The organism is Pseudomonas sp. JL23 (genome assembly GCF_056933585.1).
In genome coordinates this window covers 2,999,178-3,014,883 of the sequence record NZ_CM167795.1, presented here as the reverse complement: position 1 = coordinate 3,014,883, position 15,706 = coordinate 2,999,178, and the positions used below count along the sequence as shown (strand labels likewise).

At 59.8% G+C, this 15,706-nt stretch carries 16 protein-coding genes; 1 reads left to right on the top strand and 15 read right to left on the bottom strand.

Annotated features, from left to right (window positions below; all coding sequences use genetic code 11):
• Positions 1-4 precede the first annotated feature (4 nt).
• The 3 genes from AC1Z24_RS14085 to AC1Z24_RS14075 form a co-directional block, all read right to left on the bottom strand.
• Positions 5-1,459 (bottom strand): aldehyde dehydrogenase family protein, encoded by a 1,455-nt coding sequence (locus tag AC1Z24_RS14085; RefSeq protein ID WP_483746160.1) that lies wholly within the window; start codon positions 1,457-1,459, stop codon positions 5-7.
• Between the two features lie 171 nt (positions 1,460-1,630).
• On the bottom strand, positions 1,631-2,233 hold the full coding sequence (locus tag AC1Z24_RS14080) for a TetR/AcrR family transcriptional regulator (protein WP_483746159.1): 603 nt from the start codon (positions 2,231-2,233) through the stop codon (positions 1,631-1,633).
• A 276-nt stretch (positions 2,234-2,509) separates the two neighbouring features.
• A complete protein-coding gene (locus AC1Z24_RS14075; RefSeq protein ID WP_483746158.1) occupies positions 2,510-2,956 on the bottom strand; it encodes an NUDIX hydrolase in 447 nt (148 codons plus the stop codon).
• 392 nt (positions 2,957-3,348) lie between these two features.
• Between AC1Z24_RS14075 and AC1Z24_RS14070 the strand changes: the two genes are divergently transcribed.
• Positions 3,349-4,974, top strand: coding sequence for a methyl-accepting chemotaxis protein (locus tag AC1Z24_RS14070; protein ID WP_483746157.1), 1,626 nt, complete (start codon positions 3,349-3,351; stop codon positions 4,972-4,974).
• 121 nt (positions 4,975-5,095) lie between these two features.
• Here AC1Z24_RS14070 and gspD read toward each other — a convergent pair whose 3' ends face one another.
• The 12 genes from gspD to AC1Z24_RS14010 all read right to left on the bottom strand — a co-directional run bounded on the left by gspD (position 5,096) and on the right by AC1Z24_RS14010 (position 15,403).
• On the bottom strand, positions 5,096-7,399 hold the full coding sequence (gene gspD, locus AC1Z24_RS14065) for a type II secretion system secretin GspD (RefSeq protein ID WP_483746156.1): 2,304 nt from the start codon (positions 7,397-7,399) through the stop codon (positions 5,096-5,098).
• Positions 7,396-7,920, bottom strand: coding sequence for a type II secretion system protein N (locus tag AC1Z24_RS14060; protein ID WP_483746155.1), 525 nt, complete (start codon positions 7,918-7,920; stop codon positions 7,396-7,398). Before AC1Z24_RS14060 ends, gspD begins: the two co-directional genes overlap by 4 nt.
• Positions 7,917-8,528, bottom strand: coding sequence for a type II secretion system protein GspM (gene gspM, locus AC1Z24_RS14055; protein WP_483746154.1), 612 nt, complete (start codon positions 8,526-8,528; stop codon positions 7,917-7,919). Before gspM ends, AC1Z24_RS14060 begins: the two co-directional genes overlap by 4 nt.
• Positions 8,503-9,564, bottom strand: a complete 1,062-nt coding sequence (locus tag AC1Z24_RS14050; protein ID WP_483746153.1) for a PilN domain-containing protein — start codon at positions 9,562-9,564, stop codon at positions 8,503-8,505. The genes gspM and AC1Z24_RS14050 overlap by 26 nt, the downstream gene beginning before the upstream one ends.
• Positions 9,561-10,283: a type II secretion system minor pseudopilin GspK gene (locus AC1Z24_RS14045; RefSeq protein ID WP_483746152.1), complete on the bottom strand. Its 723-nt coding sequence runs from the start codon at positions 10,281-10,283 to the stop codon at positions 9,561-9,563. Before AC1Z24_RS14045 ends, AC1Z24_RS14050 begins: the two co-directional genes overlap by 4 nt.
• Positions 10,283-10,900 carry a prepilin-type N-terminal cleavage/methylation domain-containing protein gene (locus AC1Z24_RS14040; protein WP_483746151.1) on the bottom strand — a complete coding sequence of 206 codons (618 nt, stop codon included), beginning with the start codon at positions 10,898-10,900 and terminating at the stop codon, positions 10,283-10,285. Before AC1Z24_RS14040 ends, AC1Z24_RS14045 begins: the two co-directional genes overlap by 1 nt.
• Positions 10,897-11,277, bottom strand: a complete 381-nt coding sequence (locus tag AC1Z24_RS14035) for a type II secretion system protein (protein WP_483746150.1) — start codon at positions 11,275-11,277, stop codon at positions 10,897-10,899. The genes AC1Z24_RS14040 and AC1Z24_RS14035 overlap by 4 nt, the downstream gene beginning before the upstream one ends.
• Complete coding sequence (locus AC1Z24_RS14030) at positions 11,274-11,711, bottom strand: prepilin-type N-terminal cleavage/methylation domain-containing protein (protein ID WP_483746149.1); 438 nt, start codon at positions 11,709-11,711, stop codon at positions 11,274-11,276. Before AC1Z24_RS14030 ends, AC1Z24_RS14035 begins: the two co-directional genes overlap by 4 nt.
• Positions 11,712-11,720: 9 nt before the next feature.
• Complete coding sequence (gene gspG / locus AC1Z24_RS14025) at positions 11,721-12,149, bottom strand: type II secretion system major pseudopilin GspG (RefSeq protein ID WP_483746148.1); 429 nt, start codon at positions 12,147-12,149, stop codon at positions 11,721-11,723.
• A gap of 18 nt (positions 12,150-12,167) precedes the next feature.
• Positions 12,168-13,370 carry a type II secretion system inner membrane protein GspF gene (gene gspF, locus AC1Z24_RS14020; protein WP_483746625.1) on the bottom strand — a complete coding sequence of 401 codons (1,203 nt, stop codon included), beginning with the start codon at positions 13,368-13,370 and terminating at the stop codon, positions 12,168-12,170.
• Between the two features lie 2 nt (positions 13,371-13,372).
• On the bottom strand, positions 13,373-15,091 hold the full coding sequence (gene gspE, locus AC1Z24_RS14015; protein WP_483746147.1) for a type II secretion system ATPase GspE: 1,719 nt from the start codon (positions 15,089-15,091) through the stop codon (positions 13,373-13,375).
• Positions 15,092-15,169: 78 nt separating this feature from the next.
• Positions 15,170-15,403, bottom strand: coding sequence for a hypothetical protein (locus tag AC1Z24_RS14010; protein WP_483746146.1), 234 nt, complete (start codon positions 15,401-15,403; stop codon positions 15,170-15,172).
• Positions 15,404-15,706: the final 303 nt, after the last annotated feature.

Sequence of the window (15,706 nt, the reverse complement as noted above, 5' to 3'; positions counted from 1 at the left end):
TGACTTACTTCTTGATCAGTACGGTTTTCGGGTTGGTGAACAACAAGCGGCCTTCATGCCCACCCTCAGTTCCGACGCCGGATTGCTTGTGACCGCCAAACGGGATGTCGACGCCCTGGGTATGCATTTCGTTGACCCAGACCATGCCGGTTTCAAGGCGATTGGCGACTGCCACGGCCGCCTTGGTATCGCGCCCCCAGACGGAGCCGCCCAAACCGAACGGGCTGTCATTGGCACGGTCCACCACGTCGTCGACCTCGTCGTACACAATGATCGGAACGATCGGCCCGAATTGCTCTTGCTGGACGATCCGGGCGTTTTCCGGCGGGTTATCCACGACCGTGACAGGGATGAAGTAACCGGCGCGGCTTTCGTCGACCTCACCGCCCAACACCACTTTTTGGCCATTCGCCTTGATGTCGTCGAGAAACTCGCGGACCTTGTCGAACTGCATCTTGTTTTGCACAGGGCCCACGGTGACCTCGGGATCAAGACCATCACCGAGCTTCTGCTGCCGGGCGTATTCCACGAATGCCGAGACGAACGGCTGATGGAACGAGCGATGGATGTACAGGCGCTTGATACCCACACACCATTGACCCGAATTGCCAATCGCGCCCCAGAACAACTGCGGGATGATCGATTTCCAGTCGGCATCCGGCAGGACAATGGCCGCGTCGTTGCCACCCATTTCCAGGGTCAGGCGCTTGACCGTGCCGGCAGCGGAGCGAATCACATGTTTGCCGGTTTCCGTGGAACCCGTGAAGCTGATCTTGGCGATGTCCGGATGAGCCGTCATTTGCGGCCCCAACTCATTGCCGCCAGACACCACCGACAGTACGCCTGCAGGAAATACCGACTGCGCGATCTGGCCGAAACGCAAAGTAGTCAGGGGTGTGAAAGGCGAAGGCTTGATGACCATGGTGTTGCCGGTCATCAGCGCCGGTGCGACTTTCCACAGGGCCAACAGCACTGGGAAATTCCAGGGCGTGATCGCACCCACCACACCCAGTGGCGTGTGGTGCAGCTCAACGATATGGCTGTCGTTTTCCTCGACTATTTCCACAGGAATACGTCGTGCGGCGATCTGCCGGATCCATGAAATCGACTGATCGACTTCGGGCTCGGCCATGGTTTTCAGGGGCTTGCCTTGCTCAAGGGTCAGCAGCAAAGCAAGTTCGTCGCGATGGGTCTGCAGCGCATCGGCGTAAGCCAGCAGATACTGCTCACGCTCGTCGTAGCTGAGCTTGGACCACGTTTTAAAAGCAGACTTGGCCGCGGCGACAGCCTCATCCAGTTGTTCCGCGCTGCCTGCCGGGGCCTTGGCGAGGACCTGGCCAGTGGCAGGATTCATGACATCAAACGACGCCTGGGTCTGCACCAGTTTACCGGCGATGCTGAGAAAGTAAGGACCATCGAAGAGACGGTTTGAAGTTGTACTGTCAATCACTGCGGCCATGATTTGATACTCCTGGTATTACACAATTTTTGCGCGCAGAGATCCTTCGATCAGACAAAAACGCTGTCTGACTGCTGATCCAGCGAGCGATTTAATTAAGCTAAAAGGTGAATCGTCAGCGCTGCTTCACTCAAGGTTTGCAGGCACTTCGTAGCTCGATCATTACGTATGTCATTGCAACTTTTCCTCGTTCCCCACCGCACGCCGAGTCATCAATAAGGCTTGCTCAAATGGCTCGCTTGTATGGGTAATCTTCGCCATGACACTGGCTCCCAGCCACAACGCATACAATTGCGCTGACAGTTGTTCAGGTGTCTCATTCAGCTTCATCGACCCCTGTTTCTGCCCTCGTGCCAGTGCTGCGTTCAAGCATTGAATGATTTGTGCGGTGCCCTGAAGCAGCTTTTGCCGCATGGGCTCCGACAGATCGGCAACTTCAGCGCCAAGCTTTACCGCCAGGCATTTGGTGGCATCGACGGGCGCGGTCTGGTTATCCACCCAACGATCCAGATACCTGAACAAGTTGCGACTTTCCAACGCATCGCCGTTGAATATCTTCTGCATCTCAGTCAGATAACTGCGGAAGTAATTCTCCAGCAGCGCCTCGCCAAACGCCTCTTTCGAGCTGAAGTAGTGATAGAACGAGCCCTTCGGCACGTCCGCCGCTTTCAGCAGCTCGTTCAATCCCACAGCGGAAAAACCTTTGTCACCGATAATCTTTTGCGCCGTATCAAGGATGTGCTGCCTGGCAAATCCGCTTTTGACTTTTTCCATAACACTCACCACCGAATAGACCAGTCGTCTAGTTGTTGTAGTGGATGTTATTGAGGTCTTGGCAGCCTGACAATGACGAATTTGCAAGGATTCCGGACATTAACCTCAAAAGAGACACAAGCGGTGCGAAATGAGTTTAAGAGCAGCGTGTCATCGCTAGCCTGACTTGAATAGCGCGCCCGCAAGCATTAACGCCCCTTGAGGACCTCTTTAAGCGATGACAATCCGGGCAACCTGTGCACAACGCGCACAGGCATATGAACGATGGCTTGCGACTCAGCGCCGCTGCAGGGGTTGATGTTTTGTATGATCCAGATACTCCTGCAGACGTCTCTGCAGATGTCCGATGGCATCCTCGCGCGCCAGGAATGCGGTGACAGTGGATATTTCCCAGCGTTGACCCTCATCGCCGAACACCACTTGCTCAAAGATCCCGGCGGGCACTTCGGCGACAAGGAACCAGGTATCGAGGCCATTGCTCGCCTGCCCCGGATACACTTTTTCCCAGACGATCCAGTCGGCTTGCGGCGTTATGCCGAACTCTTCCTGGCTTTCACGCACGGCACAGGCCAGAGGTGTTTCGTCATCCTCACGCCCTCCCCCAGGCAGGTCCCACAGTCCTGGCCATGGAATACCAGGCTTGTCATCACGCTGATAGATCAGCACATGATCATCGTGAAGCAAGGCGATCTTGGCACCGGAAAACGGCGAGAACAGCGTCATGTAAGCCTCTCGGGTTCAGGAGCGTGGATACACCGATCGCCCGCAGTCATTTTGGCCACAAGGGGTGATCCTGGAAAGTAGCACTGTTCGCCGTTCATGGAACATGGGGCGCCTCCCGTTACAACACCGGAGCCTATCAGTTGATTGCTGACTTACTTAGGAAACTCCTTGTCGCCACTCAACATAAGAATACTACCAAGTCGGCGCGCACCCGACCTGTTGCGGGCCTGTTCGCGACCTGCGCTTTCCAAACTAAAGGCACACGTTTAGCCAGCCGCTGCTGGAGATGACGCGCGGCCAGTCGACGCATCGCTGAATAGATTCATTCAACTCTCATATTAATCGGCACGCCGCCGATAACATCTTAATATCTACCGTCGAGATCAGCGCTGATGAAATTACGTAACCTTGGTATAGCCCTCCGAGCGTCCGTCTGCTTCGGCATCATGGCGCTACTCGTACTGTTCCTGGGGCTCATGAGCCTCAAGAAAATGGAAGGGCTTCATAGCGCGACCATGAACATTGCCGAGGACAGCCTGGTATCAACGCGCATACTTGGAGAGTTGGCGGACACGACGACGCGGTTGCGTACCGTCTCGTATGTCATCACCGTGGGTCGCACGCAGGCGGATATAGAAAAGGGCGAAGCACGCCTTGAGGTACTGACTAAAAAAGTCAATGCGAGCGTAGAGGAATATGCGCCCCTGGTCGGCAGTGCGGAAGAAGCTGAAAAGTTTCGCCAGTTCAAAGAGGCGCTCGCCAATTACGTCGTTGCCCAGGACAAGCTGCGCCAGGCATCGCTCGCGAAACGGGATACAGAGCTTCTTGGCCTGATCAATGGCGACCTCAAGCGTTACTCCGATCAAATGGCCCCGTTGCTTCAATGGCTTCTGGAAGTCAATCGCAAGGACTCCGATACCGCTGTTTCAGACTCCTCCAGTGAATACGTATCCGCGCGCAATATCATCATCGCGGTGCTGGTACTCACCGCGATCATGACATTCCTGCTCGCAGTGATTCTTACGCGCAGCATTGTTCGTCCTCTGGATGAAGCAGTGCAGGCTGCGGAAACTGTAGCCAGTGGTGACCTGACCCAGACCGTTGAACCACAAGGCCGTGATGAAGTATCGCGCTTGCAAAAAGCCTTGCAGAAGATGCAACTCAATCTGCGCGATACGCTGCAGCAAATCTCCGGGTCTGCGACCCAGGTTGCTTCTGCCGCGGAAGAACTCAACGCTGTGACCGAGGAAGGGTCACGGTCACTTCAGCAACAAAATAATGAAATCGAGCAAGCGGCCACCGCCGTTAACGAGATGACCGCCGCAGTCGAGGAAGTGGCCAGCAATGCCGTCAGCACGTCGACCGCCTCACAACAATCCAGCACCTCAGCCATGCATGGCCGCCAGCGCGTGCAGGAAACAGTCACTGCAATTGAGCGGATGAATGAAGACGTTGGGACCACTGCTGAGCAGATTCGGCGCCTGGCAGAACAAACCCGTGATATCGGCAAGGTGCTGGATGTGATTCGTGCAATTGCCGAGCAAACCAACCTGCTGGCCCTGAACGCGGCTATTGAAGCTGCACGAGCGGGGGAAGCCGGACGAGGTTTCGCCGTGGTTGCCGATGAAGTCCGCGCCCTCGCCCACCGCACTCAGCAATCAACCCAAGAGATTGAAGTGATGGTAACTGGCATTCAGCAAGGCAGCAGTCAGGCCGTGGCGTCCATGCAAAACAGCAGTGTCCGCGCCCAGGCCACATTGGATGCAGCCAGAAGTGCCGGTGATGCGCTGGAGGAGATCACTCAGAGCGTTAATCTGATATCCGATCGAAACCTGGTCATCGCCAGCGCAGCTGAAGAGCAAGCGCAAGTATCACGGGAAGTTGATCGTAATCTGGTTAACATCCGGGATCTGTCGCTGCAATCTTCGCAAGGGGCTGACCAGACCAACTCTGCCAGCCATGAGCTCTCACGCCTGGCCGTCGAGCTCAATCAAATGGTCGGCCGATTCAAGCTTTGAAATCCGTTCGGATCAGAAGTACAACAGATGCAGGTCATCCACCGGTTTTCAACGGCGTGCGCAGTCCGTGGACGATGACCGCGCTGGACAATTCAAAGTACAAACAAGCCCAATGGGGCAATCATTGGGTCGGCATGGCCTGCACCGTCGCCTGGGGCTGTAGCAATTGCATCTGCTGGCGATAATCGTCCGTCACCTGACGTGCCTGGCTGCTGCTGTTGATGACTCGCGGAGTGATCAGTACCAGTAATTCTGTGCGGTCCCTGGACTTGCTGGTGTTGCCGAACAGCCAGCGCAGGCCGGGAATGCGGCCCAGGTAAGGCACGCTGCTGCTGCTTTGGGCGTTGTCCTGTTTGATCAGACCTCCCAGCAGTACGGTCTGGCCGCTCTGCGCCGCAACCTGGGTGGACACCGAACGGGTGGAGATACGTGGATTGCCGTTGACCGTGGTCCCACTGCTGTCGTCGGCATCACTGACCTGTTGCTGGATATCCATGTACACCAGTCCGCCGGGATTGATGCGCGGCACAACATTAAGGATGACACCGGTCTGCAAGTATTCGACGCTGCTCAGGGTAGTGTCCGAATTGCTGGTATTGACCGTGGTCTGGCTGATCGGAATGTTGTCACCGACCTGAATCTGCGCGTTCTGGTTGTTCATCACCACCAGCGACGGTGCGGAAAGCACCTGGGTACGGCCATTGGTTTCCAACGCATGAATCGCTACTTGCAGGTTAGTGCTGACAAACGAGTAGAACAGCGAATCGCTGGCCCCCAGCCCTGCCCCGCCTGCGCCCAGTGCGCCCTGGCTGCCGGACGCGTTAGCCACGGTGGTACTGGTGGAGTTGCCAGCGAGACGACCGAGATACCACTGCACGCCCTGGTCGAGTTCACCGGTCAGCTTCACTTCGAGAATGCGTGTCTCGATCTGCACCTGCAAGGGCGGGTTGTCCAGGCGCTTGATGGCCGACTCGATTTCTTTCCACTGGGCCGGTCGCGTGCGTACCAGCAACTGATTGCTGCTCTTTTGGGCGGTGATTCGGGTGCTCGCATCCAGACTCTTATTGCCAGCATCGTCCGCGTCCTGGGGCGATTCACTGTCGGCGCTGTCGCTGTTTTCACTGTCAGCGCTTTCATCGGAGTCGTCAGTCGCTTCACTGTCCGTGGCGCTGTCCTGCTGATTCATTCCTGCATTCAAACCGACGCCGCTGCTCACTCCGCCAGTACCGGCACCACCGCCCATGCCGCCGACGCCGCTGCCATTGGTCAGTGATGACATCGAGCGCGTACGCAGGCCCGGTGCGACCTTGGCTGCCGCATCCTCCTTGATCGCGCCGTTACCGTAGATCTGCCGCAGGTACTTGGCCAGGTCCGTGGCTTTCATGTTACGCACGTCATAGACGTACATTTGCGGCTCATTGCCGCCGCCCTCGTCGATGGTATGAATCCAGTCGCCGACCTCGGTCAGATATTGCGGCTGCGAAGAGATCGCCACCACCGAGTTGGTTCGCTCAATCGGCAGAAAACGCACCATGCCCGCCAATGGCATGCCGCTCTTGGGGCCGAACATTTTTTGCAGTTCGGGCATCAGCTCACCCACCGAAGCGCGCTGCAAGCCGAACACGCCAACGGACATGCCTTTGAGCCAGTCGACATCGAAGGTGTCGATGGTTTGTTGATAGTTGGCAAGCTCTTGCGGGGTACCTGCAAGGCTCAATACATTGCGCGCCGGATCGACCAGCAGGAAGGCATTTTCCCGGGCAAACGGTTTGAGCAGCTTCTGCATCTCGGTGGCCGAGATGTAGCGCAAGGGAAACAACCGCGCCGACAACCCGGCAGAGGGCTGCGACACGGCCATTTCCGGCACCAGCTTGCCAGCAATGGCCTGGCTGGCGGGCAGGATCATGTAGCGGTTGCCCTGACGGATCATTGCGTTGTCGGTCCACGACAGCAGGGTTTCAAGAATCGACAGCGCCTGCTTCTTGTCCACCGGTTTGGAGGTGGAGAAACTGACATCGCCCTTGACCCCCTCGGCGATGGTGTAACTCTCGTGCAGCAGGTCACCCATGATGCTGTTGACCACCGCCTGGATTGGCTGATTGGTGAAGTTGAAGACAATATCGCCGACTGCGGCCTCAGCGCCGGGCGCCTGCGGCGATGCCCCGCGCACGAAGCGCTGATTGCCTTTGATCACCTGGCGGGTCGGCGCCGTGGCAGCCTGATTGGGTTGCACCTCGACCGGGGCCTGCTCGCTGCGCGGGTCTACCACAGGACGTTGCGAACCGGTTCCTTGTAATGCTTCACGCAGCATCCCGCTGTCTGGATCGAGGCTATCGGGCGAGGACGCACAGCCGCCGAGGGCGACGGCGACGGCCAGGCAAAGCAGGGGTGTGCGTAACGTAGCAATGTCTGAAGGAACCTTCATGGTGCGGACTCACGGGGAAGAGAAATCGGGGGTTCGGTCGAGGGCGGTGGCAGCTTCAGCACCGGCAGGCTCAAGGTTTCGCTGCGGCCATCCAGCGTAAAAACGGCTTGCAGCGGGGCCAGGGTTTTCAGGGTCCAGCCGTTGGGCAAACGTTCGCCCTGACGGACAGTCAACCCAGGGCCGTTCTGCTGACGAATGAAGGCCACCTGCACGTCGCGGGTGAGGATCACACCGCTGAGGCTCAAGCCTTTGAGACTCGACGCCTGCTGCGTCTTGTGCAGCGCGATATCAGGACGACGATCCGTGCTGAACAGCGGCGTTTGCCAGGTATTCGCCAGGCTTGACAATTCGGCGACGGGCACGACGGGTGCCTGACGGTTGGCGGCACCCTGACGTGGGGTAGCAGCAGGCAGCCAATCGGGCGAGTGAGCGACACCGCTGAGCACTGCGACAATGAGTAACAGCAACAATATGGCGATGCCGATCAGGCCGCGCTCCGCCGCCTTCAAAGAGGCCATCATGGCGCGGCCTGGGCAATGGCGGCCGGTTGCAGGTAGCCGCGTACCAGCAGATGCACTACCAGCTTGCCGGCGCCACCTTCAGGAGGCGCGCTGGCGTCGCGACGCAGGCTCATCTCATCGACGAACAGGAACGGCCGCTGATACTCCAGCTCGTGCAAAATCGCCATCAAGGGTTCGATGCCACACTCTAGCGTGAGGCTGACCTTGACCTGACGATAAGGCTCATCGCCCTCCTGTTCCGGCGTGATCGGCATGCGCTGCGTCAAGGCACAACCAGCGCCTGTGTCGGCGTGGCTGGCGATCAGGTCGGCGACCTGTTGCATCAGGTCAGCCGCAACCGCGCTCGGGTCTTGTCCCGGCAACAGACTGGTACTGCTGGCCGGATCCTGCCGGGCCTGCTCCAATTGTTTGCGCAGGGTATCGCCCTGCTGCAACAGTCCGGCATAGCGTTGCTGTTGACCGCGCAGCTCGCTCGCCTGCTGGTTGATAGCGCGCAGAGGGCCGCCGAACCAACTGTCGATCAGCAGCCAATACGCGGCGCAGAGCATCAGCGCCAGCACAATAAGAGCGGCACCGCGACGCTCACGGGGTGTCAGTGGTCTGCGCATTGGCGGCCTCCTGATGCAAATGGGCACGCAGGGAAAAGTGGTCCTTACCCGTGTCGGCATCGGGCTGAATGACGCCCTGGAACTGCGGGTTTTCCAGACTGCGGCACTCTTTAAGACGGGCGATCAAGGCACTGGCCTTGGCGCTCTGTCCGGAGAACGCCACGTCGGCACTATCATCGATTTCCAGCTGATCGACCCAGGTGTCCTTGGGCAGGCACGCGCTCAACTCGCTGAGCAGCGCCGCCATGGTCGGCCGGGCAGCCTTGCGTTGAGCCAGATAGTCGGCAGCGCCGCGGGTGTTGGTGAGGGCCTGGCGCAGCTGTTGCACCTGCTCGACCTGGCCTTTCTGCGCCTGAACGGTGGCTTGCATCTGCTCCAGCAATTGCTGGCGGTCCTGCAGCCACAGAAGCATCAGAGCGATCAGCAGCCCGCCACAAAGCCAGACCAGCTTGCGTTGCCAGCCGCGGCCCGTGCGGGCCTGGGCCGGACGCAAGGATTCGGGGAGCAGATCAAGCCCCAGGGGCGTGCCGTCGACGGCACGCACGTCCACTGCGTCGGGGCTCAGACCAAGAACCCGGCACTCGCTGAGTATTCGGTCCAGACGTTCACGGGCGATGGCCACCAGCGTGACTTGGATGAAACCGGCCGTACGGCCGTCCTGACGGGCCACGAAGTACAATTGGTCACGAGGGAACGGGGTGAACCTGTCCAGCTCGTAACCCACCACCGACGCCAGGTTGCGGGCAGCGGCCAGCGGCAATTGAAGGCGCTGCAGCATTACGGCTGCAGACGGCAACAGCAGCACCTGCCGGGCGCCGACCGGCATGTCGGGCAGCGGCGCAGCAAGGGGCCATTGGTGCCAGTGTATCGGCGTTTCGCTCACCAGCCATTGGCGCACCCGCGCGGGCAGACAGCCGCGCAGTTCGTCGAGCCAAAGCTGCCAGAGACGTTGCCCGGGACTGCCGCGCCAACGTCGGGCAAACCTATCGATACGGGCGCTGAGCGGTGCCATTCGCACTGAAGATAAAAGACTCATTCTTGCCAACGCAGCACCCGATAAGGTTGAGCGTTACCCTCCGATGGGTTCAATAACACGGTGGTTTGTAACCGGGCGCTGAAACCACCCGGCAGTTGTGCCTGACTGTCGATGCTGACCACCTCACCTGGATCGGCATCAACAGCAGCCTGATTCGGCATATTCAAGGCGCGCCTCAACAGCGGCGTGGCGAATGCCGGTTCCGGTCGCGCCAGCCCGCTCCATAGCGTCATCTGAGGCAACAGGCGCTCGTAGATGGTTTGCGTCATGCCCGGCAGTTGCCGCAGCTCTTCCAATACCCGCAGCGGTGGCTCACTGCCGCCACGCCGGGCCTGCAAGGCCTTGGCCAGCTGTGCGGCCTGATCACGCGTGGCCCCACAGGCCTGAGCGGTGCGCACGATGTCGTCAGCCATCGCGGCATTGAGGTCCAGCTTGCCGCGCTCACTGGTCACGGCGACCAATATCTGCGCAGTATCGAAACGCAGCGGCATTCCGCGCCCATCGGCAATCCAGCGCGGACGTCGGGATTTGTCGAGCAATGCCTGCACTGCCTGATTCATCCCGGCTTCGGCCGCCAACAGCGCCTGAGTGTGCTGGCGTTGCCACATTGACTGGCGGGTTTCCAGCTGCACCCAGCCGGCCAGTCCACCGAGCAGCAGGCTGAGCAATGCCAAGGCCCATAGCACCAGCAATAGAGCGACGCCTTTTTGCTGTCTCATCAGCCGCCCGCCCCGCCGGACAGGTCCAGACGCAGCGCGACCACTTCGGTGGGCCAGCCCACGGCGCCTTTGAGCTGTACATCAATGCGTACCGCCCGGGGTAATCGATTCGGCCATGGCCAGTCGGATAACCAGCCGGTGGGCTGCCCTTTGGGTGTGAAGCCGCGATAACTCAGCGTCAGACTGCGCACGCCGTGCAAGAGCACCTGGGGCTCGCCCCTCGCGCGCAGCATATTGCCCTGTAATTGGGCGAAGGCGATCTGCAAATACCGATCCGACTCAGGCCCGCCCAGTCCCAGGGTGTGCAGTTGAATGCCGCCACCGAGGTTGCCCGGCAAGGTCGCGACGAATTGCAGGCGCTGCGCCGAACCCTCGAAAAAACCCGAGCTTGCGCTGTCGTCTTCCGAGGTATCCAGCGGCAGTGCCTGACTGATCGAACCGCGCAAAAAAGCCTGGGCCGCCCGTCGTTCATCCAGGCTGCTGGCGTAATGATCAGCCCTGAGCAGCGCTCGATTGGCCCCGAGGATCGCGCCGCCAACCAAGGTCAGCAGCACAGCCAGAAGACTCAGTACGATCATGATCTCCAGCAGCGTGAAGCCGCGCTGATGCCGACTCACAAACGGGCTCTCTTGGCAGCACTGACCAGGCGCAAGGTACTGAACCGCACTGTTCGCCGCCCTTCAGTCAGCCCCAGGTCCAGACGCAGCAAACGCGACTGCCCCGGTTGCGACGCCAGCTCAGAAGTGGTCAGAGACCAATGAATCGTGCCGTCGAGTAGCCCTTCACGGCTGCCAGCCTGCAACTCGCCAGTGCCCTGGTCATCCAGTACGGTTCGGGCGGCCTGACTTAGACGGTCACTGCGATCGACCTGTTGTAGCGAGCGCGCACTCTGCCCGAAGGCCACCAACAGGACGCTGCAACACAGTGCCATGACCACCAGCGCAGCGAGCATTTCCAGGAGAGTGAAGCCTGTTTGTCGGGTGTGTCGATTCATCGCAGCGCCCGGCTTTTTATGCTGCCGGTCAGCCAGCCGACGTCGATACGCCAGTTGCGCTCGCCGGAAAACAGCACCAGGTTGCCACCGCTGGAACTGCCGTCGGGATGGAAGGCAAACGCCGAATCCAGGTCGGCGGCAGTGTTGAGCTGCACGCCCAGTTCCGCTGGCCATCGCCCGACGCGCTGGCCAGGTGCCTGAAACGTGCGCCGGTTGAGATCGAATTTCGCCTCTGTGGTCTGCCCACTGATGATGGCTGCGCTACGCGCATTGCGCAGGGTCTGTACCATCTGTCCAATCACCTGGCGTTCGCCTGCAGAGTGCAATCCTTGCTGCAGACCGAAGCCGATCAAACCGATGCCGATGCTCATCAGGACGATGACTACCAACATCTCCAGCAAGGTAAAACCGCGGCTCGCGACAGGCAGGCTCATGATGTCGGATTATTCCCAGTTGCCCAGGTCGGCGTTGTAACCCTCACCGCCCGGCTGACCGTCCTGGCCGTAAAAGATCAGGTCGAACGCGCCATGCTGACCGGGGAAGCGATAACCGAAGGCGTGACCGAACGGATCCTTGATGTCCGACGGTTTGGCGTACGGACCGGCCCAGCCAGCGGCATTGGCCGGTTTCTCGATCAGTTGCTGCAAGCTCTTAGGCGGCGCCCCCATGTCCAGGCCGTAACTCTCGATTTTCATGCTCAGGCTCGCCAGTTGCGCCTTGCCTGCACCATACTTGCCCTTGTCGACGTTGCCACCGACCTGGCGTACGACGATGGTCGCGACGATACCCAGCAGGACAATCACGGCGAGCATTTCCAGCAGCGTAAAGCCACGCTGGCGACGGGGTGTAGCAGTGAATCGGGTACGGCTCATTCGTGCAGTCCTCAAGGTTCAGATATTGCTGGTCAGGCTCATCAGCGGCAGCATGATGGCGAGCATGATGACCGCCACCAGTGCAGCCATGACCACGGTCAGCGTCGGCACCAGCGCCGCGAGCATGCGGTCAATGCCGCGCTTGGCTTCGACGTCGAATACGTCGGCCACTTTCAGCAGCATGCTGTCGAGTTCACCGGCCTGTTCGCCGACTTCGATCATTTGCAGCGCCAGGTCCGGCAACAGCGGTTGTTCGCCAAAGGCACTGGCCAGCGTGCCGCCGCCCTTGACCGACTCGCCGGCCTGTTCCACTTGCTGTTGCAACGCCCGATTGGTGCAGACCTGCCGGGCGATCACTAATGCCTGTAATAGCGCGACGCCGTTGTTCAGCAAGGTGCCCAAGGTGCGGGCCAGGCGCGCTGCTTCGATACGCTGCAACAGCGGGCCGATTACCCGGGTTTTCAATAAACGGCGGTCGCGACGCAAACGTCGTTGCGGGTCACGCAGACGCAGGGCTGTGCCCCAGATCAACGCAATCAAGCCTGCCAGCACCATCAGCCCGTATTCGCCGAGGAACTGACCGAGCCAGAGAATGGCTTTGGTAATGAACGGGATCGGGACGCCCAGATCGCGAAAGATCGGCACGAACTGCGGCACCACATAAGCCAGCAGCAGCGCCAGCGAACCCAGCACGCCCACCACTAGAAAGGCCGGATAGATCAGCGCATTGATGACTTCGCCGCGCAATAACTGGCTGCGTTCCAGGTAATCGCTCAACTGACGCAGGGTATTTTCCAGTGCGCCGCCTGCTTCACCGGCGCGCACCATGCTGATATACAGCGGCGAGAACTGCCGACCCTCTTCTTCCAAAGCCACTGACAGCGGCTTGCCAGCCTTGACCTGTTCGCGGATACGCTCGATCAGGGCGCGGGTCTGCGGCTGGCCGGGCTGTTTCAGCAAGATACTCAGCGAGCGCTCCAACGGCTGTCCGGCGCCCAACAACGTCGCCAGTTGCTGGGTGAAACTCATCAGCGCGGCGCCGTTCAAGGTGCCGCGCCCCAGAGCCTGACGCAACCCGCCCAGGGTCGACGCTTCCAGATGCAGCAGCATCAGGCCGCGCTTATGCAGGAGGGCAATGGCGGCATCCTTGTCATGGGCTTCCAGCATGCCGTGCTGCTCAACCCCCTGGCCGTCGAGGGCGCGGTATTTATAAGGCGTCATACTCATTCGCCCCTCGTCACGCGCAGCACTTCTTCAAGCGAAGTGATACCGGCCACGGCCTGGCGCAAACCTTCCTCGTGAAGGGTGCGCAAACCCGCTCGGCGAGCAGCCTGTTCAAGGGTCGAGGCGTCAGCGTGGCGCATCAGCAGGCCCCGCAGCTCTTCGTTCATGATCAGTAACTCAGTGATCGCGCTACGCCCTCGATAACCGCCCCCCGGCGCATCGGCGCGGGGACGATACAGGCGGATGGGACGCTCGTCGGTAAAGCGGTGCAGTTCGTGCTCGTCGATCAACTCCTGCGGTGCCTCGAAGGCTTCGCGAGTCTCGGGATCGAGGCGACGCACCAGACGCTGGGCGAGAATGCCGTTGACCGTGGAGGCAATCAGGTAGCTTTCGACACCCATGTCGAGCAGCCGCGTGATACTGGCCGCAGCACTGTTGGTGTGCAGGGTTGACAGCACCAGGTGGCCGGTGAGAGAGGACTGAATGGCGATGCGGCACGTTTCCAGGTCACGCATCTCGCCGATCATGATCACGTCCGGGTCCTGGCGCACGATAGAGCGCAACGCCCCGGCGAAATCGAGGCCGATAGCGGGCTTGACCTGAATCTGGTTGATCCCTTCGAGCTGGTACTCCACCGGGTCTTCAACGGTGATGATCTTGCGCTGAGCTGTATTGAGCCGTGACAGCGCGGTGTATAGCGTGGTGGTCTTGCCGGAGCCGGTCGGGCCGGTTACCAACAGAATGCCGTGGGGACGTTCGAGCACATCGAGAAAGGCCTCCAGACGCTCGCCGTCGAAACCCAGGCTCGGGAAGTCGAAATTGATGGTCTGGCGATCCAACAGACGCATCACCACCGACTCGCCAAAACTGGTCGGCACCGTGGACACCCGCAGGTCGAGTTCCTTGCCCTGGATACGCAGCATGATGCGCCCGTCCTGAGGCAAGCGGCGCTCGGCGATGTCCAGCCGGGCCATGATTTTCACCCGGGAAATCACCGCAGCCGATGAGCTGGACGGCGGCGCTTCGGCTTCGTGCAGCACGCCGTCAATGCGATAACGCACCTTGAGCTGGCTTTCAAAGGGTTCGATGTGGATATCCGACGCGCGCTGCTCGACCGCGCGTTGCAGGATCAGGTTGACCAGGCGAATGACCGGCGCTTCGGACGCCAGGTCCTTGAGGTGTTCGATGTCTTCCAGCGAACCGCCCTCCTCGTCGAGGTTTTCGATCAGCGTACCCATGGCTGAACGACCCTGGCCGTAATAGCGCTCGATCAGGGTTTCCACCTCATTGCGTGGCCCGACCGAAAGCCATACCGGTACCTCGCAGCCATAGGCTATCGCCTCGAAGGCAAACGGCTCGCCGGGACTGGCGGCCAGCACATGCAGCCCACCGTCACACCACTCCAGTGGCACCACTTGAAAGTGGCGCATGAAACGCTCGGTCAGGGGCGGCAACGGGTCAATCATGGCAGGCGCGCTCTCGGCCACCAGCAGCGGCGCCCCAAGCAACGCCGACCAGGCACGGGCCATCTCGAACTCCGAGACCAGCCCCAACCGGGTCAGCAGCGCCAGCAATTCGTTGCCTTCGGACTCGGCGAGCAGGCGGCGGGCGCGGTCCAGATCCGCCGGTTTGAGCCCGGCATGCTCCAGCAGCCAGGCGCAAAGCTGCACGGCATCGGGAATCTGCAATTGGCGGGCATCAAGCGGGGGTGAAGACATAGAGGACAACAATTCTGCGTAGATCGAAGGAGCAGACGGCTCCCGCTTGGGGAGGGAGCCGGTCGAGAGGTCAAACCGTCAGTTCGAGGACTTCTTCGACGAGGTGCTGCTGGACGTACTGTTCAGCGGACGCCCACCCTTGGTCACCTGCGCCTTCTGCCTTGTCGCGGCCTTGGCGTCTTGCGTCTGAGTCATCAGCGTGGAGTCCGCTGCGCCGGAGGTGGCGTCGGCATCCGTAGCTTCAGCCGCCATTGCGCTGCCACAAAGTGCCAGACCAAGAACAACACCCGCACCAATCAAGGGCAGTTTCATAAACTTTCTCCACTCAAAGCTGAATAATATTCGTCGCACCTCCCCCCGGAAAATCGGAGGAAGATCACCAACTAAGAAATCCGGGCGAAGTGCCACCTACCAAGCCGGAAAGATCACCCTGAATCTCTTAAACCTATCGACTAAACGGTTTAGTAAAGGTTCAGATTTTTGTAAAAAAAGATGTCAAAAAGCTGAAAATCGAGCTTTTATTTGACTTTCCGTTACAAGAAACGCCTTAATTTAGCCGTTTTTGCGATTCAAAGCGCCATCACATGATGGCATTTAAATATCAAGCAAGAACTG

What these genes read in the sequence shown, in the direction of transcription:
- AC1Z24_RS14070 (WP_483746157.1), top strand. Translation starts at nt 3,349, where the DNA reads ATGAAATTACGTAACCTTGGTATAGCCCTCCGAGCGTCCGTCTGCTTC.
- AC1Z24_RS14010 (WP_483746146.1), bottom strand. Translation starts at nt 15,403, where the DNA reads ATGAAACTGCCCTTGATTGGTGCGGGTGTTGTTCTTGGTCTGGCACTT.
- AC1Z24_RS14075 (WP_483746158.1), bottom strand. Translation starts at nt 2,956, where the DNA reads ATGACGCTGTTCTCGCCGTTTTCCGGTGCCAAGATCGCCTTGCTTCAC.
- AC1Z24_RS14030 (WP_483746149.1), bottom strand. Translation starts at nt 11,711, where the DNA reads ATGAGCCTGCCTGTCGCGAGCCGCGGTTTTACCTTGCTGGAGATGTTG.
- gspG (WP_483746148.1), bottom strand. Translation starts at nt 12,149, where the DNA reads ATGAGCCGTACCCGATTCACTGCTACACCCCGTCGCCAGCGTGGCTTT.
- gspM (WP_483746154.1), bottom strand. Translation starts at nt 8,528, where the DNA reads ATGCGCAGACCACTGACACCCCGTGAGCGTCGCGGTGCCGCTCTTATT.
- gspF (WP_483746625.1), bottom strand. Translation starts at nt 13,370, where the DNA reads ATGACGCCTTATAAATACCGCGCCCTCGACGGCCAGGGGGTTGAGCAG.
- AC1Z24_RS14035 (WP_483746150.1), bottom strand. Translation starts at nt 11,277, where the DNA reads ATGAATCGACACACCCGACAAACAGGCTTCACTCTCCTGGAAATGCTC.
- AC1Z24_RS14060 (WP_483746155.1), bottom strand. Translation starts at nt 7,920, where the DNA reads ATGATGGCCTCTTTGAAGGCGGCGGAGCGCGGCCTGATCGGCATCGCC.
- AC1Z24_RS14085 (WP_483746160.1), bottom strand. Translation starts at nt 1,459, where the DNA reads ATGGCCGCAGTGATTGACAGTACAACTTCAAACCGTCTCTTCGATGGT.
- gspE (WP_483746147.1), bottom strand. Translation starts at nt 15,091, where the DNA reads ATGTCTTCACCCCCGCTTGATGCCCGCCAATTGCAGATTCCCGATGCC.
- AC1Z24_RS14080 (WP_483746159.1), bottom strand. Translation starts at nt 2,233, where the DNA reads ATGGAAAAAGTCAAAAGCGGATTTGCCAGGCAGCACATCCTTGATACG.
- AC1Z24_RS14045 (WP_483746152.1), bottom strand. Translation starts at nt 10,283, where the DNA reads ATGAGACAGCAAAAAGGCGTCGCTCTATTGCTGGTGCTATGGGCCTTG.
- AC1Z24_RS14050 (WP_483746153.1), bottom strand. Translation starts at nt 9,564, where the DNA reads ATGAGTCTTTTATCTTCAGTGCGAATGGCACCGCTCAGCGCCCGTATC.
- gspD (WP_483746156.1), bottom strand. Translation starts at nt 7,399, where the DNA reads ATGAAGGTTCCTTCAGACATTGCTACGTTACGCACACCCCTGCTTTGC.